Raw genomic sequence first — 20466 nt, 5'->3', positions numbered from 1 at the left:
ACACAAATTTACTGATTTTATTTTAGCATTTGGCAGTGAAAAAAGTTAGTTTTGCAAAACTTTATGACACCAAAAAAGTATACCAAAAAAACTGCCAAACAAGTCCATAAATCGCGACGGAAGAAGTATTTTTTCCGGAGATGGGTCATATTGGCGATTTTAATGATAGCATTAGTCGGAACAGGGCTTTACTTAAAGCAGTCCGTCAGTTATTACTATGCCTTGTACTTTAATAAATTTAAGCATAAAAAGCTTCATAACAGTGAAAAAGAGGCGGCAAGAATTCAAAGGATATTAGCCAGCAACCTTGACAAAACCTATGGCTTTGATGTTTCGCATTATCAGAACCGGGAAGATATCAAATGGGATAGCCTCAGCATCGGAAATAAAACGATTCCGCTGGAATTTGTTGTGATGCGTGCAACAATGGGAAACCGGAGTGCCGACAAGCATTTTGATGAATTCTGGGAAAGTGCCAAAAAACATGAGCTTATCAGGGGTGCCTATCATTTTTACAGAGCTGATGAAGATCCTGTGATCCAGGCCAATAATTTTTTAGAGAATGTGAAACTTGAAAGCGGAGATCTTCCTCCGATTCTTGATATTGAAAAAATTCCAAAGCGTAAAACCAACAAAAAACTGGTTGAAGACCTGAAAGTATGGTGTAAAATTGTAGAAGACGCTTATGGTGAAAAGCCCATCATCTACACCTACTACCATTATTATAAAGATTTTCTGAAAGGGGAATTTGAAGGCTACCCTTTATGGCTTGCCAATTACAATGATGTTCCGTCTCCTTCGCCTGATGATGAATGGGACTTCTGGCAATTTACAGAAAACGGAATTGTTCATGGCATTAATGCAAAAGTGGATCTGGATGTTTACAATGGAAGTTCGTGGTCATTAAAAAGACTGACACTGGATTAAATAGCTAGAAAACACATGATGTATTAATCATATTTATTCGGATTATTGTCTCCGTTTTCATCCATTTTCACATCAATATTAATGGCTGGTGCGGCAATAGTCATTTTTTGCCAGTCACCATAAAATTCTCTTATCAATCCGGTTCTGAACAAAGCAGCACTGATTTTAATTCTGCCATCAAAATATTTCAAACACTTTTCGTTTTGGCATTGACTCCCCAGTTTTTATCGATTAGTTTTTTAGGTTTAATTGTAACCTCTTTAATATTTTGAGTTTTTCCATTTAAAAATATTTTCTGCTGATCATACTTTTAAAATTCTGTATTTTTTCCTGATAAGGATCATATCCCGGTACTTCTATTTTTATTTTCTGCCGGGGATCTGTATCGGAAAGATCAATTGAAAAATTTCCTTTGTCATCAGAGATTGTTCCGATTGATTTTTTTTCAATTCCAATCTTTACATAAGGAATTGGATAGTTTTCATTTTTAGAAATGACAGTTCCGGAAATAACCTGAGCATGGAAAGCAGAGGCTGTGAAAAGGAAGAATAAAGTATGATCTATTTTCATGTTAAAAGTTTAAAGCAAACTTATTTATTTTCAACAGCCCAATATCCCAATACTTTATTAAAATTATTCTCCCTTTAGTTAAAGTTGTTTTAAATATTTCCTAATTATAAATATTTCCTACTTAAAGGATACTCATAATTTCTTCCCAGGAATGCACTCTTTCATACGTATCATTTTCTATCAATTCATTATGAGGCTGGGTAAATATCAATCTCTGCCCTGAAAAATGATCTAAATTTTTAGGATAATCATCAATCATAACATCTCCGGACACTACTTTTTTACTTCCACAAAGAACAATCTGTTCCCAGGTAATGAATGGAAAATGCTCTGCCAGCCAGTCATACTTTTCTCTTAAGCTGTTGGGAAACTCCATTCCGGCAGAGACAATATAGAGTTCATATTTATTATTCAGATATTCAATTGCCTCACGGCTTCCTTTCATTACAGGCAATGTTCTGAAAAAACCTACTTCATTCACGTGCTTTTTTCCATTAGGAAAAGACTCTATTTCAGGCTTACCCGCCAAATCACTGATTTCAATTTCTCTTCCTGTATCTCTTTTTTCAAATTGTACCAGCTGATGATATACATCTGCCATTACCCCGTCCATGTCGACAATTACTTTTTTCATTACTTCAATCAGATTTTGTATTATGTATTAGTATTTACAATGTACACTTCATTATGGTTAATCAAATTTACTGATTAGTTTTTTCAGACAAGGAACACAGTCTATTAAAAAATCATAAATATTCATTTTCATAAGAGAAGTTCCGGAAAGTTTTATGGTTACATTTTCGTATTTTTGCAGCTTAGTTAAAAATTAAAATCAAACTATTAATTCCCAATGAATTACGTTTCTGCAGAAAATCTTACCAAATCTTACGGCATCAAAGTTTTGTTTAAAAATATTTCTTTCCACATCAATGAAGGGGATAAAATAGCGATTGTTGCCAAAAACGGAAGTGGAAAATCTACGCTTCTGAAAATATTAATGGGTAAAGAAATTGCAGACAGCGGAACTGCGATCATTAACAAAGATATCCAGGTGGTATTATTTGACCAGGAAATCGACTTTGATCCTAAGCTCAGCATTGAAGAATTTATGATGACCCTTGATTCTGAGCCTATCCTCGCCCTTAAAAACTATCATCGATCCCTTCATTCTACAGATAATGATTTTATTGAGAAAGCATTAGCTGATATGGAAGCTCATAAAGCCTGGGACCTGGAAAATGAAATGAAACAGATTCTTTCCCAGCTTAAGATCACTGATCTGGATGCCAAAATGGGAACTCTTTCCGGAGGACAGATCAAACGTGTAGCATTGGCTAAACTTTTAACAGAAACAAGAGCTGAACACAGACATACCCTTCTTATCATGGACGAACCTACCAACCACCTGGATGTGGATATGGTAGAATGGCTTGAAAATTATCTGAACAAAGCAAAAATCACTTTATTGCTTGTAACCCACGACCGATATTTCCTTGACAGTGTTTGTGATATTATATGGGAAATGGAGGATCAGAATCTTTACGTTCACAACGGTTCGTATGCCACTTATCTGGAGAACAAGATGATTCGTGAGGAGAATCTTAATGCTACAATTGACAAGGCCAACAACCTTTACAGAAAGGAGCTGGAGTGGATGCGAAGACAGCCAAAAGCAAGAACCACAAAATCAAAAAGCAGAATTGACGCTTTCTACGAAACGGAAAAAGTTGCCAAAACCGATACCAGAAAGGACGGACTGGAACTGGATTTTGAGATGAAGCGTCTGGGAAATAAAATTCTTGAACTCAAAAATATTGACAAGAGCTTTGGACCGAAAGTTCTTTTAAAGGATTTCAGCTACCAGTTTCAGCGTGGAGAAAAAGTGGGAATCATTGGAAAAAACGGAGCAGGAAAATCTACTCTTCTCAATATCATTCAAGGGCTTGAAAAAGCGGATAAAGGAGAAATTGAAACAGGAGAAACGATTTCTTTCGGTTATTTTGCTCAGAAAGGCCTTAGCTATAAAGAGGATGAACGTGTAATTGATTTCATCAAGGAGATTGCAGAATTTTATCCTTTAGCAAATGGAAGAAGTTTATCTGCATCACAGTTCTTAAGATTGTTTTTATTTGACGATCAGACTCAGTACTCTCCTATTTCTAAACTTTCGGGTGGTGAAAAGAGAAGACTTCACCTGATGTATATTTTGTATCAGAATCCTAACTTCCTGATTTTTGATGAGCCTACCAATGATCTTGATCTTCCAACATTAACTGTTCTTGAAAACTTCCTTCAGCAATTTCAGGGATCTTTGATTATCGTTTCCCATGACAGGTATTTCATGGACAGAATTGTAGATCATGTACTGGCTTTTGAGGGTAATGGAAAAATCCGGGATTTTGTAGGGAATTTCTCAGAATACAGAGAAGCCAGAAGCCGTGAAGAAGCATTAGAAAAAAATGCAGCGGTAAAACCTGAGCCTGTAAAAGAAGTAATTTCTTCAACAGAGAATATCCAGTCTTCGAATTCTAAAAGAAAGCTCACTTTTAAAGAACAAAGAGAACTGGAAACCATTGAAAAAGAAATGCCTGAACTGGAAGAACAACGTGCTAAAATTCTGGATAAGCTCAACAATGAAGCTGATTACGAAAAGATAGCCACTCTTTCTTCTGAGCTGGAAACGGTTTCAGAAAAACTGGAGAACCACGAAATGAGATGGCTGGAACTTCAGGAAAGCCTTTAATAATGATGAGTTAAAAATGATGAATTATGAACGAATTCAAAGAGTTGGAGAGTTTGAGGGTTTGAGGGTAAATGAGTTGAAAATTTATAATCACAACTACAATCAACCTTAAACTTTAAACCTTGAACCTTGAACCTTAAACTTTAAATTCGTTCATAATTCATGACTCACCATTTATAATTGAATGATTCTTCCTTCTTTTGCACTTTCAAGAGAAGCATCAATGATTTTCATATTCTGAATAACTTCTTTTCCGGGAGATGGTAAAGCATATCCAAAAACAATATGTTCATAAATCTGCTGGTAATAATCCATATAATTTCCGGGTTCGCTAGAGGTAAGAATTCTTTCTGTTTCAGAATCATCATTCAGAAAGTTTAAAATTCCGTCCGGTTCTTTTAGCGGCTGCGTCCATTCTTTACCATATTCAGGAACAGCACCAGCCACCAGCTCATTTTCCTGATTATCGGTTCTTTCCTGTAAGAAAGTTCCTCTGTCCCCATGAATTGCGTAGGCATAATGCCCTTCTTTACTGAAAACAGACGATTTCAGTCTTACTCTCAGATTATTTTTATAGAATAACAGAATTTCAAAATAATCGTTAGCGAAGTCAGTTCCTTTCATAGAAAATACATCTGCAAAAAGTTTTTCAGGGTATCCAAAAAATTGTACCGCCTGATCTACAAGATGTGCTCCCAGATCGTGAAGAGATCCTGATCCCGCCTGATCAGGACTTTCTTTATGCTTTTTTCCACTGGCAGTGGTACGGAACCTGTCAAAACGGATTTCAACTTCTTTAATATTCCCTAGTTTCTTATCATTCAGAATTTTTTGAACCTGTAATAAATCCCGGTCGAATCTTCTGTTTTGATATACACTTAAAAACAATCCTTTTTCTTCTGCCAATTGTACCAGCTCTTCTGCTTCAGAAACATTTACAGTAAAGGGTTTTTCCACAATAATATTTTTTCCTGCTTCCAGTGCTTTTTTCGCGTACTCATAATGGGTCTGAACCGGAGTATTGATGATTACCAATTCCACATCAGCATGCTGAAGCATTTCTTCCACGGAACGGTAGATGGTTGCTTCGGGATATTTCCCCTTTGATTCCTCCTTACTTCTTTCCACCACAGCAGACATAAAAAATCCCGGATGTTCCTTTAAAAAGGGTGCATGGAATACTTTCCCACTCATTCCAAAGGCACAAAGCCCTGCTTTTACCAATTGCATATTATAATTTTTAACAAATATATTGATAAAAACTTCTCTATTCCCCAGTCTAAAGGAGGTATAGAAATAATTCATCCCATCAACTCTTAAAATATGATTTAAATCATAAAATTATTTTTATCTATTCTAAACAAATACTTACATTTGCGCCTTATTTAAAACTGTTCTATATAAAAATAAAATGAAAAGACAATTACTTTCTTTAGGCCTTCTATTGATCGCAGCTTCGGCAAGTTCACAGCTGAAAAATGCTGAAGCAGATACAATCAGAACTCAGACTATTGAAGATATCAACCTTCATAAAACAGGAAATCCTAACCAGGCAAGACCCTTATCGACAAAATCAAACCTGACGATAATGGAAAACCCTCAGCCCATTGCTATTGTAACCCACGAAATTATTGAGCAGCAACAGGCAAAACAATTGAGTGATGTTCTTCAGAATATAAATGGTTTGTACATCACTTCATCCAGAGGAAATTCTCAGGACAGCTTTGGTGGGCGTGGTTTCATTTTAGGAAATGATAATATTTTTAAAAATGGTTCAAGAGTAAACAGTGGTGTTTTCCCTGAAGTAAGTGGTCTGGAAAGAGTAGAAGTTTTAAAGGGAGCCAATGCGATGCTTTTTGGGAATACAGCAGCAGGGGGTGTTATCAATATGATTACCAAAAAACCCCGGTTCAATTTTGGCGGAAGCATAGGTTTAAATGGCGGAAGCTGGAATTCTTATAAACCGACTGTTGATATCTATGGTCCATTATCCAAAAATGCTGCATTCAGAATAAATGGAGCCTATGAGCATGCTGAAAGTTTCAGAGATGTTGTAGAATCAGAGAAATATTATTTCAACCCTTCATTCTTATTTAATTTAAGTGATAAATCTCAGTTAATTGTTGAGGCAGATTATCTTAAAACTAATTTTACACCTGATTTCGGTCTTGGATCTATTACGGAAAAAGACCAAAGCTACAGATTGAATGATACCGTTTCCAGAAACACTTTCTTCGGAACTGACTGGCAATATCAAAATGTACAGCAGGCTTCTACGAATGTAACATTTAATCATCAATTTAATGAAAAATGGTCTCTGAACGCGGCTGCTTCATACCAAAACTATACTAAAGATTATTTCTCTTCTGAAAGAGTACAATGGATATATGATACCAAAGATACCACTGTAGATCCTAACAGATTATCATGGAAAAGACCTTTTGGAAAAACTTATAACGAACAAAATTATACTTCTGCACAAGTAAACATCAATGGAGAGTTCAATACAGGAAGAATCAGCCACAAAGTTTTAATTGGTGCAGATGCTGATTACAGCCAGGCAGATGCTTATGCCTATAATATTACAGCGCCCAAAAATATCCTGTATTTAGATGACCCTTCAACATGGGGAAGTATTGATATGCCAAATTCTACCCTTAGCACAAGAAACAGAATCAACACAAGAAGAATCGGGATCTATGCACAGGATTTCATCAGCATAACAAAGCAACTAAAAGTAATTGCGGGGCTAAGATGGTCTTATATAGAAAATATGCCTACGCTGACAACCCGTTTTACATTAAATGATAAAATTGAAGTAGCAAATTCTTCAACTTCTGACAATGCGTTTTCTCCAAAAGTAGGCTTGGTATATGCTCCTAATGAAAATCTTTCAGTGTTTGCAACCTATACGAATTCTTTTGCAGCAAATGCGGGATATACTTCAGATCAATTTGGAAAAGTAAATACCAACCAACCTGTTACAGATGTTCAAAATCAGTTAACTACTCTATCAAGACAAAGCATAAAGCCATCCACTGTTGATCAATACGAAATTGGTATTAAAAAGAATTTCTGGAACAATGCTTTAGCTGTTAACTTAACGGCTTACCAGATTATGTACAATAATTATTATCAAACATATTGGTTTGCTTCTGCTTCCAATGGAGCCCCGGTAAATTCCACAGACACCAATCTTAAAGAATTTGCAGGAAATATGAGAAGCCGCGGTGTGGAACTGGACATTACAGGAAATCCTACAGAAAACTTATCTATAATCGGAGGTTTTTCTTATAACAACTCCGTTTATACTGATACTCCTGAAAAAGGATATATTGAAAACCAAAGACTGGTAAGAACACCGGCTACAACAGCAAATGCTTCTGTTTTCTATAAATTTACAAACTATGTAAAAGGGTTAAAAATCGGAGCTGGAATTTATTACATCGGAGACAGAATTGCCGGATGGAATGATACAAAATCTACCAATACCAGTAGAAATAATGTAAGCAGAATGTTTGATCTGAAAGATTACACAACTGTTTCCGTATCAGTAGGCTACGAGTGGAAAAAATTCTCCGTTCAGGGGAGAGTGGGAAACCTGTTTGATGTCGTAAACTATAACGTTCACGAGAATTATTCAGTGAATCCTATTACGCCTAGAAATTACTATTTCACATTAACATACAGACTTTAGAACTCTTTATATAATAATTCTTTATTAAAAGTGGAGATTGCATTTTTGCAGTTTCCACTTTTGAAATTTTAAACAAAAACAAAACAATAAGATATGGATAAGATTAAAGACACAAGAAGCTTCATGAGAATTACACACCGTTATCTGGGATATTTCCTTGCCGGAATTATGGCTGTATATTCATTAAGTGGAATTCTTCTGGTATACAGAGACACTGATTTTCTGAAAAGCGAAAAGAAATATGAAAAAAACATAGCGCCCAATCTTTCTGAAAAAGAATTGAAAAAAGAACTGAAAATGAAAGGTCTGGAAGTTGAAAAAACAGAAGGAAGCGTTCTTTATTTTAAACAGGGAACTTATGACAGCGCAACCGGAAAAGCCAAGTACACTAAAAAGGAACTGCCTTTCGTATTGGATAAAATGGTTTCTCTTCACAAATCACAATCAAAAGATGCTATATCTCCCTTAAGCGTATTCTTTGGAGTTTCCCTTTTCTTTTTTGTAATATCAAGTTTCTGGATGTTTAATCCCAAGACAAAAGCATTCAAACGCGGAATCAAGTTTACCATTGCCGGACTTATCATTTCCGTGATTCTTTTATTTATTTAATATAATAAGAGGTCCACGAAAAGAAAAAACAACAATTTGGAATATTAACAACATGACATCTACTTTTACCATTTCCATTCCAAAAGACCAGTTTCATTTCATTTATGATTACGATATCCTCAGGTATTATGTTAAAAAATTAAATTATATCTTACTGATAACGTTAACGTTTATTTAGAAAAATTACGTAAAATTAAGAGTCTGGCACATTTATTGTTTTTTCTGTAATTCGTGAATAATAACATTTAATTATTAAAATAATAAATTATGAAAAAACTTATTTTAACAGGGATATTAGCCGTAGCAGGCTTAACAGCAACTGCCAACGCTCAGATTCAAAAAGGTAATTGGATGGTAGGAAGTAGCATCGTTGCAAGTAATTTTGGTTTAAATACAGGTGGTGGATACAACATTTCACTACAGCCAAAAGCAGCTTATTTTATTCAAGATAATGTAGCAGTTGGGGGATATGTAGATTTAGGATTTAATAAAGTAACAAATGGATCACCTACCAATTTTGTTTATAAAGTTGGTGCTCTAGGGAGATATTATGTTTCTCCAGGAGAAAAAGGAGTAGATAATCTATTACACCATGGAAGATGGTTCTTCGAAGGTAACTTAGGTGTTGGAGGTACTTCTACTGAAGGTTCTAACTCTACAACTGGTTTAGATTTTGGAGCAGGACCTGGTTACTCATACTTCATTACTCCAAACATTGGTGTTGAAGGTTTAGTAAAATATAATGGTGTTGCAGGATTTGGTAGCGAGGGATTAACTTCTACTTTAACTTTCAACGTAGGATTTAGCATTTATTTACCAACTTCAAAAGGTAAGCAAATCATCAACGACGTTAAGTAATCACTGAAATACTTATAAAAAATGAAAGCGCCCCGGAATTTATTTCCGGGGCGCTTTTCGTACAAATTAAAACTAAACTATAAAAAATCAAATAAATCATGGATTAGGCTGGGGCGTGTATCTCAAATATGGTTTTATTTCCGTTACCCCTTTTGGGAACATTTTTCTTGCATCTTCTGTAGAAACGGTAGGCGGAATAATAACATCCTCACCATTTTCCCAATTAACAGGTGTGGCCACGCGATACTTATCCACCAACTGTAAAGAATCCAGCACCCTGAGGATTTCGTTAAAATTCCTTCCTGTAGAGGCCGGATAGGTAATAATCAGTCTTACTTTTTTTAAAGGATCAATAATCAAAAGAGAACGTACCGTAGCTGTAGCTGATGCATTGGGATGAATAAAATCATACAGTTCCGAAACTTTTCTGTCTTTATCAGCAATAATTGGAAACTTAACAGTGGTATTCTGAGTTTCATTAATATCTTTCACCCAGTTCTGATGGTCTTCTACCCCATCTACACTCAGAGCAATCACTTTTGTATCTCTGGCTTCAAATTCAGACTGCAATTTTGCGGTATACCCCAATTCTGTAGTACATACCGGCGTATAATCTGCAGGGTGCGAAAACAAAATCCCCCAGGAATCTCCAAGATAATTATAAAAATTAATATCACCTACTGACGACTCTGCTTGGAAGTTGGGTGCTGTATCTCCTAGTTTGATTGACATAATATTTCCTCTTTATAGTCTACAAATTTAGTAGACTTTTTGGAACTGGCAAATTTTTTGATGAAAATTTATATATTTAACTAAAATTTTATTCATGGAGAAAACCGGATTAAGGTATCTAGATGTTGTTTATAAGGTGTTGGAAAATTGGTACATCACATTCGCTGAACTTACCCCAAAGCTGATTGTTGGGATTTTAGTATTTACATTCTTCCTAATCAGCAGTAAATATTTAAGTAAAGGTGCTGTCAAATTATTTCACAAATTTTTCCCGAAAAGTCAAAAAGAGAGTTCATTAGTAACCTTAATCAGCATATTCAGATTTCTGATCATGCTAATGGGAACCTTTATTGCTCTTGAAATAATGGGTTTCAGCGGTTTTCTCTGGAAATTTATCGGAAGCTTAGGAGTTGCAGGGGTTATTGCAGGGGTTGCCCTGAAAGATCTTGTTTCTAGTATTTTCTCGGGAATGCTGATCGGAATCGATAAAGCATTTAAGGCAGGAGATTATATTACCATCGGAGCACACTCGGGAACAGTACAGGAAATTGGTTTTTTAACCACGAAAATTCTTACTGATGACGGAAAGAAAGCTTACATCCCCAATCAGGTTATTTTCAATGCTCCATTTTACAATATTACCGCTTCGCCACAACGCAGGGTTATTTTAAATTTTGAGATTCCTGCTGATGAAGATATCAGCAAAGCACAGAAAGGAATTCTTGATGTGGTTAAAAATCTTGATAATGTGGATAAGTTAGACACGGTAGAAGTAATTTTTACAGATTTGAAACAGGGATCATTTAATCTTCAGGTAAAGTTCTGGATAAAAGTAGGAGCTAATCTGGCTCAGATAAAAAGTAAGGCTTATCTGAACATTAAAGAGCGTTTTGATACTGATAAAATTCAGCTGGTGACTCCTACAAGCATCAGCATTACAGCAGGAGAAAATACCGTATCAGAAAATCTTGACAAATAAAAACCGCTTTTAAAAAGCGGTTTTTATTTTATTTGCTGATAATAAGTTTCTCTATATACTTCTTTCCATTCTGAACATTGACACTTACCAGATAGGTTCCGGCAGGAATATCAAGTACCTGAATTTTTACGAAACCTTTCAGATATCCTGTTTTTAATACCCTCCCTGAACTGTCCATCAGGCTGTACTGAGCCGTATCAGCTTCATCATCAAGCCTGATATTCACTTCCTCACGAGAAGGATTAGGATAAACAGCAAAACGACTAGCCTTTAGTTCTTTTTTTACAGGCAAAGCACTTTTAGTTATGGAAAAATTAGTTGTATTTACAGCATAATATATATTTCCAACAGCTTTTACCATGATTCTTGCGACACCTATATTTTCATTGGGGAAGTTAACTACAGCAGAGCCATTGTTAGGAACACTTTCAGCAAGAACAGTATCAAAGTGATAGCCTCCGTCTTTAGAAAGAAGAATGGTAACATACCTTGTATTTACAGCTCCGGTATTCGTACCTGCTACATCCCATTTTACGGTATTAGGGCCTGCAGTGTATGAACTTCCCATATGTGATGTCACTTTAAACGGGCCGGCATTCGTTACAGTTACTACCATGGCATCACGGGCAGTTTGATTTCCAGTTGCTCTGTTATCATTAACAAGCAGGGAGAAGTTCAGTGTTCTTGCAACATGAGGGGTAACTTCCCATATCGGAGTTAAATTATTAGATAGAACGGCTGACAGATGAGGAAAATATCTCATGTTCTCTGTTTTTGGCAATCTCGACCGATATACAGGGCCTGCAACATTGGAAGCCAGAGGCGGCTGCGTATTGTTCCGGCTATCATATTGCTCCCATAAATAGGTAAGCGGATCATTGTCAGGATCTGTTCCCTGCCCTGTCAGTACAAATGCAGTTCCTTTGGGAATAGAATAATCCAGACCAGCATTGGCTGTTGGAACCCTGTTAGTCATCCGTCTTTTTACAGAACAATCTGTATCTCTTGAAATTGAATAATACATTTCTCTTACACTGGCAGCATGAAAATACGGATCACTATGCGGCTGGATGCTGTTCCCCCCGCATATTCCAGCATATCCCATAATGGTACTGCCGCTTCCCGGCTCATACGCCGTTCTGTTATTTACATTTCCTTTGCACGCTACAGTATTAGCTCTGAAGGTATGATTGGCTCCAAACTGATGTCCCATTTCATGAGCCACATAGTCGATATTAAAAGGATCATTGATGGGAGTACCGGATCCTGTAACTCCTTGTGCTTTCAATTGGGAACATATAACCCGCAGCCCTGCAATACCGCCACTGTTGACTCCAAAAACATGACCTATATTATAATGTGCAAATCCTATCACATTATTGATATTCTTTACATTCTCATTAAGCATCTTATCCTCATCTCCATTGGTGTAGGGATCAGTTGCCGGATTTCTGTAAATAAGAAGATGATTATTGGCAACCATGACCATTGTAACGGCAATCGTCTTTTCATACACTCCGTTTACTCTTGTCATCGTTGTAGCCATTGCCGCCATTGCTCCATGTATTGTACCTCCATGATATTGGGTATATTCTCCAGTAGCGGCTAATGCCAGTTTATATGTTCTGAACACCCCGTCTGAAACCATAGGTCTTCTGGCCAATGTACCACTCAAAGGCGGGTCAGTATCCAAAAGCTTATCGGCATCTTCCTCTATACCGCATTGAAAAGGGACTGAACTTTCCGGAAGATCTTTTCTCCTGTAACAAATAAAAGATTTATTATCTCTGGTAAAGGCATCAAGATAACTCACATCCCATCCGTTAAAATACATTACACTGATCCCTGTTTCCTGACTGATACTGAATCTGATCGTATTTTCCGGATTACTTTTCTGCCAACCTGTATAGGAACGGATGTCTGAAAATCTTTTCTGAAGCTCAGGCTCCATTACAGAAGCTTCCTGTACAATATAATCATGAAACTCTCCGCCAGCATCCGGAAATTTCAGAACTAAACCGTAATTCTCAGAAAATCGTGCGGGAGCTTTTTTCAGATCTTCCTTTATCTTTTCAAGATCCAGATGATATAGCGAAAAGACTTTAGGCATAATGTTTCTGGGTGCTAGTTCTTTTCCTTCCTCCCTTTCGGCTACTCTCCAGTAATTCTGCTGCCCGAAACTTAATACAGCAGCCAGCATGCTGAAAAAAATAAATGTTTTGTTTTTCATAGATTTTCAATTATTTGTGTTAAACAATTTTTATGTTCTGCATAAAGCATTTAAATACAAAATAAATAGCTCTTTGCAGGTCTTAAAATTTCTTATAAATACGACATTCACAAATAAATACAACCAATTAAGAATAAAAAACATTTTTATTGATAAATTAATTTAATTATACAGCAGAATTAATAATGTATATTTTTAATTTTACAATAGCATCATATTTTTATGAATTTAAAATGGACTATAGATTCTCCAAAATCTTCAATTTTATCCGCAAAAAGGTATTCAGCTCCACTTTTTTACATTCTATTTTCAAAAATTTATTATTTTCAGAAAACAAATAACCACAAAAAAACCGCTCCAAAAAATGGAACGGTTTCTATTTTATTTAAAAATTTTAGATTAAGCTAAAACTTCTTTTACTTTATTGGCAGCTTCTTCTAAAGTAATTGCAGAGTGTACCGGAAGACCAGACTCGTCAATTAATTTTTTAGCTTCTACAGCGTTAGTTCCCTGTAATCTTACGATCAATGGAACCGGAAGGCTACCCATAGCTTTGTAAGCATCTACAACTCCCTGAGCAACTCTGTCACATCTTACAATACCTCCGAAGATGTTGATCAGGATCGCTTTTACGTTTGGATCTCTTAAGATGATTCCGAAAGCAGTCTGTACTCTCTGAGCATCTGCAGTACCACCCACATCAAGGAAGTTTGCAGGGTTACCACCTGATAATTTGATGATATCCATAGTTGCCATTGCAAGACCTGCTCCGTTTACCATACAAGCAACGTTACCGTCTAGTTTTACGAAGTTAAGACCCGCTTCACCAGCTTCTACATCCATTGGATCTTCTTCTCTTGTATCTCTAAGCTCCGCTAAGTCTTTGTGACGGAACAATGAGTTGTCATCTAAAGTTACTTTAGCATCTACAGCGATAATCTTGTTATCAGAAGTTTTTAATACCGGGTTGATTTCGAAAAGAGAAGCATCAATTCCTGTATAAGCATTGTAAAGAGATGAAATAAATTTCACAAATTCTTTGAATGCATTTCCTTCAAGACCCAGGTTGAAAGCAATTTTTCTAGCCTGGAATCCCTGAAGACCGATAGCCGGATCAATCAATTCATTGTGGATCAAATGAGGAGTTACTTCAGCAACGTGCTCAATATCCATACCTCCTTCAGTAGAATATACGATTGTATTCTTCCCTTCAGCTCTGTCTAAAAGAATAGAAACATAAAATTCTTTAGTTTCAGATTCTCCAGGATAATAAACATCTTCTGCAATCAAAACAGAGTGTACTTTTTTACCTTCAGCAGAAGTTTGTGGGGTTACCAACTGCATTCCGATGATATTCTGAGCGTTTTCTTTAAGTTTATCCATATTTGGAGAAAACTTAACACCCCCACCTTTACCACGACCACCCGCGTGAATCTGTGCTTTTACAACCCAAGCCTGTGCTCCGGTTTCAGCAGTCAATTTTTCAGCAGCTGCTACAGCTTCATCTACGTTGTTTGCAACGAAACCACGTTGGATAGCTACTCCATACTTTGATAAAATCTCTTTTGATTGATACTCGTGAAGATTCATATTATTTTTATTATTTTATTTTAATATTTAAAGGTTGACAAATTTACTAAAAAGACACGGAAGTTCAAGTTTATTGACTTAAAAATTAAAGTCTGACTGACTTGATTTTTAACATATCTATCTATTTTCCCCTATTCTTCCGCTAATTTCTCAGATTGAAGAGATTGAATGTTCGTATTAACCGTCTTCTTCTGTGAATTTTCATTCTTACATTCTGTTTTTAGCAAAATAAAAGATCAGCATTCCCCAGCTCAGGATCATCATCAGACCTCCAAGCGGAGTGATTGGGCCTAAAAATTTAAGGTTCACTCCCAGATAATCCTGCATGCTCAGGAAATAGATGCTTACAGAAAATAAAAGTGTTCCCGTAATCATTAAAATGGAAGTCCATTTTTCAGCAGAAGTTTCAAATTTTAAGATATAACCGATGATCAGCAGGAAAAAAGCTGCATACATCTGATACCTTACTCCTGTTTCAAAACTTTCCAGCCTTTCCACAGCTAATATTTTCTTTAAAGCATGTGCTCCGAATGCACCCAGGATTACAGACACCATTCCGTAAACCGCTCCAAAAATTAATGTGATTGTTTTCATTTTATAACTCTTCTAATTCTAGGGTTAAATATTTTTTTGTTTTATAATCCTGCCATGCCCCAACGATTTTGCTTCCTTTCAGATCGGCTTCTATTAAGGCCCTTGGTATCCATTCCTTAAGTTCCTCACTGTGATAATCATCTTCTGTGATGGAAAAATGGTCATGAACAAATTCTCCTCTCCAGTTGATTGGTTTTTTGTTCTTGTCATACCAATAAGTGGCTGAAAAGGAATCATCCTCATTAATTTCGCTAAACAAAACCGTAATAGGATATTTTCCGTCAATTTTTCCTTTATATAATTTATTTCCTGGACCTGTCTGCCCAATCTTTTCAGAACCTGATATCAGATTCTTACCATAAATACTCAGGTATTTCTCAAGTTCTTTATAGGTAAATTCCAGCTCGTGACTTCCCAAATCGTCCAATGCCTGCATGGCATGATTGGAACATCTACCTGCTACAAAAGTCAACTTATCCTTTCCAAAGTAATATCTGATACCAGCTAAAGTATGTTCCGTAAAACAGTCTTCATACATAGCGATCTGATCTTGAGTTTCCTCTTCAGGATTTTTCTCAGCTTTCAGTGTAACAAGAAAATCAGAAATTCTTTTTTTTACTCTTTTCTGAATAATTCCCTCAACAGTTTTCACTGAACCGGGTTGAAATAAATCTTTGGCATTAATAAAGTTTCCTGTTCTCAGATCAAAATTCTTCCAGATCAGAAAACCTTCCGGATAAGCACCTGAAGCTTCACCATCTATGGCAATACTAAGAATATTCTTAGGTGTTTCAATCTTATTCCAACTATAGAAATAAACATAGTTGGAATAGGAGTTTGTGGCTGTAGAAGCCAGTTTAAAAGGATTTCCACCTGAATTCGGAACATATTCCAGTTCATTGACCTGAAGAAATGTATTGATCTTATGGGCTACTGCAGGATTTCCTGTGTAAGTAACCACAGGAAACACAAAGTTTTCAGATTTAGGCTGCAGATCATTTATCTTTACATCTTTATACTGCGAAAAACTTAAACCAGAAATCAATAAGAAAAATACAATACTTTTTTTCACTATTTTGATTTTAAGTACATTAAAATGAACTTGGCAACCAATGTAGAAATTCCCAGTATAATAAACATATTGGCGAACTTCTTGGAGCTTCTGAAACCTTCATTGTCTGTTTTCTTCAGAAAAAATCCAAAAAGGAGAAATACTATGGGCAAAATGATCTGTAACATTAGTTCCCTCTCATTCTGTTAAATTCATTGATCACCTCGTGATGACTTACCGTCTTATCTTTAAAATAAGTCACAAAATGCAGTTTTTCTTCTTCTGTAGCGCCCAGTTGGTTCAGGATATTGAATAAGTGCATTTTCATATGCCCTTTCTGAATTCCTGTTGTTACGAGAGAACGTAAAGCACCAAAGTTTTGCGCAAGACCTGAAACTGCAAGAATACTCATTAGTTCCTGCGCAGAAGGTTTTCCAAGCAGCGCTAAGGAGAATTTTACCAAAGGGTGAAGGTTGGTAAGTCCACCTACTACTCCTACGGAAATTGGAAGATCTATCCAGAATCTGAAAACGCCGTTATCTGTAGTACAGTGGGTCAGAGATCTGTACTGTCCGTCTTTTGCCGCATATGCATGAGCACAGGCTTCTGTAGCTCTGAAATCATTTCCGGTAGCAATTACAACGGCATCTACACCGTTCATTACTCCTTTATTGTGAGTGGTTGCACGGTAAGGTTCAATTTCTGCAATGGTGACTGCCTGTTTGAATTTAGAAGCAAATTCTTCAGGAGAAATTCCGCTATCGTCTTTTAAGTCTTCAATTTTACAGGAAACCTCAGCCCTTACGATACAGTCCGGTGTAAAGTTGGAAAGAATATTCATCACAATCTGTAGTGAATTCTTTTCTTCCTGGGTAAAATCTTCACTGGTAGCAACTTCCTGTCTCAGCGTTTTTCCGAACTGTTCAAGACATGAGTTGATAAAATTAGCTCCCATTGAATCTACTGTATCGAAGCTTGCTTTCAGTTGATAATAATTCGGCATTTCTGCGGTTTTATCCACCAGGCTGATATTTAAGATCCCACCTCCACGTTTTCTCATGTTGGCTGTGATATCTTCTGTTGTTTCGAATAATTTTTTCTTTAAACTGAAATTAAAGAAATGTAATAATTTGTGAGGTTCCACATTAAAAATAAAGTGGGTGTGTCCCAGTTTTTCAGTATTGATAATGGTTGTTTTGAAACCTCCTTTATCAATCCAGAATTTTGCAGCTTTGGAAGCAGCAGCTACCACTGAACTTTCTTCAACAGCCATTGGCAGTGCCAGCAGTTTTCCATCGATTAAAAAGTTCGGAGCAATTCCGTACGGCATATAAAAATTGGAAATGGTATTTTCAGAAAACTCTTCGTGAAGCTTCTGAAGGTCTGCATCATCATTCCAGTATTGTTTTAATATATTTTGATATTCCTGGTTTCCTTCCAGATATTCGTTTACGAGCCATTCGATTTTCCCCTGCTTTGGAAGCTTGGAAAAACCTTCTATTGGTTTATGATTCATGATATAAACTTTAATGAGCCGTAAATATAATGATTTTGAGACTCTTTTTTGTTGATAACTTCTATGAAAAAAGGTTGACATTTATCAATTTTGGAACTAAATTTGAACAAAATTAAATTACACTTCAGATACAAAACATATCAAATTATTTTAAATATGAATTTTGACCGTCTTAAAGAAAAGCTCGAAATCCTTGCTGATGCAGCAAAATATGATGTTTCCTGTTCATCAAGCGGAGGCACGAGAAAGAATAAAAAAGGAGCGTTAGGAGACAGTTCTGCAAGCGGGATTTGTCATACCTATACAGAAGACGGAAGATGTGTTTCCCTGCTTAAAATTCTGTTGACCAATCATTGTATCTACGATTGTGCCTACTGTGTTTCCAGAAGTTCTAATGATATCAAAAGAGCCGCCTTTACGGTAGAAGAAGTGGTAGATCTTACCATCAATTTTTACCGCAGAAACTATATTGAAGGTTTATTTCTGAGCTCAGGAATCTTCAAAAATGCAGACACTACAATGGAAAGATTGGTAAGGGTTGCTAAAAAGCTGCGTCTGGAAGAGAACTTTAATGGGTATATTCATTTGAAATCTATTCCGGGAGCAAGTGATGATCTGATGCAGGAAGCGGCTTTATATGCAGACCGTTTATCCGTCAATATTGAAATTCCTACGGAAAGCGGATTGAAATTGCTGGCTCCTGAAAAAAACAGACAGGATATGATCAGCCCTATGCGGTATATTCAAAAAGGAATTATTCAATATAAGGATGAAAAGAAAATTCTGAAAAAAGTTCCCAAGTTTGCTCCGGCAGGACAGTCTACCCAGATGATCGTGGGAGCAACCAATGAAAATGACTTACAGATCATTAAAGTTGCGGATCATTTTTATAAAAACTTTAATCTGAAAAGAGTCTATTATTCCGGGTATGTTCCGGTTTTGGAAGACCAGAGACTGCCTTCTTTAACCACGGAAGTTCCAATGTTAAGGGAAAACCGTCTGTATCAGTCGGATTGGCTGATGAGATTTTATGGTTTTAAAGCGGAAGAGATTTTAGATCCGAATATTCCTTTCCTTGACCTGGAAGTAGATCCGAAATTAAGCTGGGCATTGCGAAATCTTCATCAGTTTCCGATTAACCTTCAGACCGCCGAATATCAGTTGATTTTAAGAATTCCCGGGATTGGAGTAAAAACAGCCCAAAAGATTGTCAGTGCCAGACGTTTTCAAATTTTGACCATGGATCATTTGAAAAAACTGGGAGCGGCTGTTAACCGGGCAAAATATTTCATTGATTTCAATGCAGGAAATGCTTATCTGAAATATTTAACGGATAAAAACTTCAGAAAGCTGCTGATAGGTGGAAGTTCGTCAAAGTTTCATAATCAGTTTTCACAACAGCTGACTTTATTTTGATTTTAAACATAAGTCACACGAATATTTCACAAATGGCCACTAATTTATTACTTCAATCTGACAGCACATTTGTCATTCTGACGAAGGAAGAATCTCTTCAATTAACCAGATTCTTCACCTCATTTATCTCATTCAGAATGACAAGCACAAATAAATTTTAAATTAAATATATGACAACCTTGCTCTACGATGGCAGCTTTGAAGGCCTTTTTACTGCGATATTTGAAGTTTTCGAATACCGTTATAAGGATGTGGAGATTGCCAATAGAGACAGGTTTCATCAGGAAAATATTTTCGCAGAGATACATGAAGTCATTACCCAACCGGATAAATCTGAAAGGGTTCTGAATAAACTGGAACAGAATATTGGAAAGCAGGGCATTTATCAACTTTTGAAAGTTTTTTTATCCGAAGATCCAAATCTGGAAAACCTCATCTTATCTGCGGTAAGGCAGTCTGTAAAACATCCGCAAAACAATATTCTGGAAAACTTTGCCGATTCTGATGTTTTAAAAATTTCAAAAATCTGCAAATCCGTGGATAGGGAAAGACACAGAATGACAGCTTTTGTGCGCTTTGAAAAAATGCAGGATGGTGTTTTTTTCTCCAAAACAGACCCCGACTTCAATGTTCTTCCTTTGATCAGAAAACATTTTAAAGACCGGTACCAGGATCAGAAATGGATGATCTATGATCTGCGAAGAAACTACGGACTTCTTTATGATCTGGACACCTGTGATTTTTTCTACCCTGATGAAAAAATTGACCTCCATCATTATCAGCAGAATTTTCATGATGAAGAAAAAAGTTATCAGGTGCTTTGGCAGCGATATTTTACAAAAACCAACATTGTAGAACGAAAAAATATGAAGCTCCATATTCAACATGTACCAAAAAGATACTGGAAATATCTGACGGAAAAATGGTAACCGCATTCTCAAAAATTTATAATAT

General features: G+C 36.2%; 18 protein-coding genes. 8 read left to right on the top strand and 10 right to left on the bottom strand.

Annotated features, from left to right (window positions below; translation table 11 throughout):
• Positions 1 to 63 precede the first annotated feature (63 nt).
• On the top strand, positions 64 to 927 hold the full coding sequence (locus BW946_RS08735) for a glycoside hydrolase family 25 protein (protein ID WP_076595811.1): 864 nt from the start codon (positions 64 to 66) through the stop codon (positions 925 to 927).
• A gap of 23 nt (positions 928 to 950) precedes the next feature.
• Here BW946_RS08735 and BW946_RS21390 read toward each other — a convergent pair whose 3' ends face one another.
• The 3 genes from BW946_RS21390 to BW946_RS08725 all read right to left on the bottom strand — a co-directional run bounded on the left by BW946_RS21390 (position 951) and on the right by BW946_RS08725 (position 2131).
• Complete coding sequence (locus BW946_RS21390; RefSeq protein WP_170872066.1) at positions 951 to 1118, bottom strand: hypothetical protein; 168 nt, start codon at positions 1116 to 1118, stop codon at positions 951 to 953.
• 91 nt (positions 1119 to 1209) lie between these two features.
• Positions 1210 to 1497: a carboxypeptidase-like regulatory domain-containing protein gene (locus BW946_RS08730; RefSeq protein ID WP_083688824.1), complete on the bottom strand. Its 288-nt coding sequence runs from the start codon at positions 1495 to 1497 to the stop codon at positions 1210 to 1212.
• Positions 1498 to 1618: 121 nt separating this feature from the next.
• A complete protein-coding gene (locus BW946_RS08725; RefSeq protein ID WP_076595810.1) occupies positions 1619 to 2131 on the bottom strand; it encodes a 5' nucleotidase, NT5C type in 513 nt (170 codons plus the stop codon).
• 216 nt (positions 2132 to 2347) lie between these two features.
• Between BW946_RS08725 and BW946_RS08720 the strand changes: the two genes are divergently transcribed.
• Complete coding sequence (locus tag BW946_RS08720; protein ID WP_076595809.1) at positions 2348 to 4240, top strand: ABC-F family ATP-binding cassette domain-containing protein; 1893 nt, start codon at positions 2348 to 2350, stop codon at positions 4238 to 4240.
• A gap of 174 nt (positions 4241 to 4414) precedes the next feature.
• Here the strand turns inward: BW946_RS08720 and BW946_RS08715 are convergent, their stop codons facing one another.
• Positions 4415 to 5470 (bottom strand): Gfo/Idh/MocA family oxidoreductase, encoded by a 1056-nt coding sequence (locus tag BW946_RS08715; protein WP_076595808.1) that lies wholly within the window; start codon positions 5468 to 5470, stop codon positions 4415 to 4417.
• 181 nt (positions 5471 to 5651) lie between these two features.
• On the opposite strand from BW946_RS08715, the gene BW946_RS08710 reads away from it, so the two are divergent.
• The 3 genes from BW946_RS08710 (at position 5652) to BW946_RS08700 (ending at position 9404) form a co-directional block, all read left to right on the top strand.
• Complete coding sequence (locus BW946_RS08710) at positions 5652 to 7937, top strand: TonB-dependent siderophore receptor (protein ID WP_076595807.1); 2286 nt, start codon at positions 5652 to 5654, stop codon at positions 7935 to 7937.
• A 93-nt stretch (positions 7938 to 8030) separates the two neighbouring features.
• Positions 8031 to 8546 (top strand): hypothetical protein, encoded by a 516-nt coding sequence (locus BW946_RS08705; RefSeq protein ID WP_076595806.1) that lies wholly within the window; start codon positions 8031 to 8033, stop codon positions 8544 to 8546.
• Between the two features lie 267 nt (positions 8547 to 8813).
• The gene (locus BW946_RS08700) at positions 8814 to 9404 is read left to right on the top strand and encodes a hypothetical protein (RefSeq protein WP_076595805.1); all 591 of its coding nucleotides are present in this window, start codon (positions 8814 to 8816) and stop codon (positions 9402 to 9404) included.
• Between the two features lie 96 nt (positions 9405 to 9500).
• On the opposite strand, the gene BW946_RS08695 is transcribed toward BW946_RS08700, so the two are convergent.
• The gene (locus BW946_RS08695) at positions 9501 to 10136 is read right to left on the bottom strand and encodes a peroxiredoxin (RefSeq protein ID WP_076595804.1); all 636 of its coding nucleotides are present in this window, start codon (positions 10134 to 10136) and stop codon (positions 9501 to 9503) included.
• A gap of 94 nt (positions 10137 to 10230) precedes the next feature.
• Here BW946_RS08695 and BW946_RS08690 point away from each other — a divergent pair, with 94 nt between their 5' ends.
• A complete protein-coding gene (locus tag BW946_RS08690; RefSeq protein ID WP_076595803.1) occupies positions 10231 to 11115 on the top strand; it encodes a mechanosensitive ion channel family protein in 885 nt (294 codons plus the stop codon).
• A 28-nt stretch (positions 11116 to 11143) separates the two neighbouring features.
• On the opposite strand, the gene BW946_RS08685 is transcribed toward BW946_RS08690, so the two are convergent.
• The 5 genes from BW946_RS08685 to BW946_RS08660 form a co-directional block, all read right to left on the bottom strand.
• Entirely contained in the window at positions 11144 to 13345 is a 2202-nt protein-coding gene (locus tag BW946_RS08685; RefSeq protein WP_083688823.1) for a reprolysin-like metallopeptidase, read from the bottom strand.
• Positions 13346 to 13744: 399 nt separating this feature from the next.
• On the bottom strand, positions 13745 to 14935 hold the full coding sequence (sucC, locus tag BW946_RS08675) for an ADP-forming succinate--CoA ligase subunit beta (RefSeq protein WP_045500844.1): 1191 nt from the start codon (positions 14933 to 14935) through the stop codon (positions 13745 to 13747).
• A 207-nt stretch (positions 14936 to 15142) separates the two neighbouring features.
• Positions 15143 to 15529, bottom strand: a complete 387-nt coding sequence (locus BW946_RS08670) for a DUF423 domain-containing protein (protein ID WP_076595801.1) — start codon at positions 15527 to 15529, stop codon at positions 15143 to 15145.
• Between the two features lies 1 nt (position 15530).
• A complete protein-coding gene (locus BW946_RS08665; protein ID WP_076595800.1) occupies positions 15531 to 16601 on the bottom strand; it encodes a hypothetical protein in 1071 nt (356 codons plus the stop codon).
• Between the two features lie 166 nt (positions 16602 to 16767).
• Positions 16768 to 18096 (bottom strand): hydroxymethylglutaryl-CoA reductase, degradative, encoded by a 1329-nt coding sequence (locus BW946_RS08660; RefSeq protein ID WP_076595799.1) that lies wholly within the window; start codon positions 18094 to 18096, stop codon positions 16768 to 16770.
• A 156-nt stretch (positions 18097 to 18252) separates the two neighbouring features.
• On the opposite strand from BW946_RS08660, the gene BW946_RS08655 reads away from it, so the two are divergent.
• Both BW946_RS08655 and BW946_RS08650 read left to right on the top strand, forming a co-directional pair.
• The gene (locus BW946_RS08655; protein ID WP_076595798.1) at positions 18253 to 19512 is read left to right on the top strand and encodes a putative DNA modification/repair radical SAM protein; all 1260 of its coding nucleotides are present in this window, start codon (positions 18253 to 18255) and stop codon (positions 19510 to 19512) included.
• Positions 19513 to 19682: 170 nt separating this feature from the next.
• A complete protein-coding gene (locus BW946_RS08650) occupies positions 19683 to 20441 on the top strand; it encodes a TIGR03915 family putative DNA repair protein (protein ID WP_076595797.1) in 759 nt (252 codons plus the stop codon).
• The last annotated feature ends 25 nt before the right edge of the window (positions 20442 to 20466 follow it).

It is taken from the genome of Chryseobacterium sp. RU33C (genome assembly GCF_900156015.1).
GTDB lineage: Bacteria > Bacteroidota > Bacteroidia > Flavobacteriales > Weeksellaceae > Chryseobacterium > Chryseobacterium candidae.
Note: the sequence above shows the minus strand (reverse complement) of the source record. Positions and strands in the feature narration are given on the sequence as shown.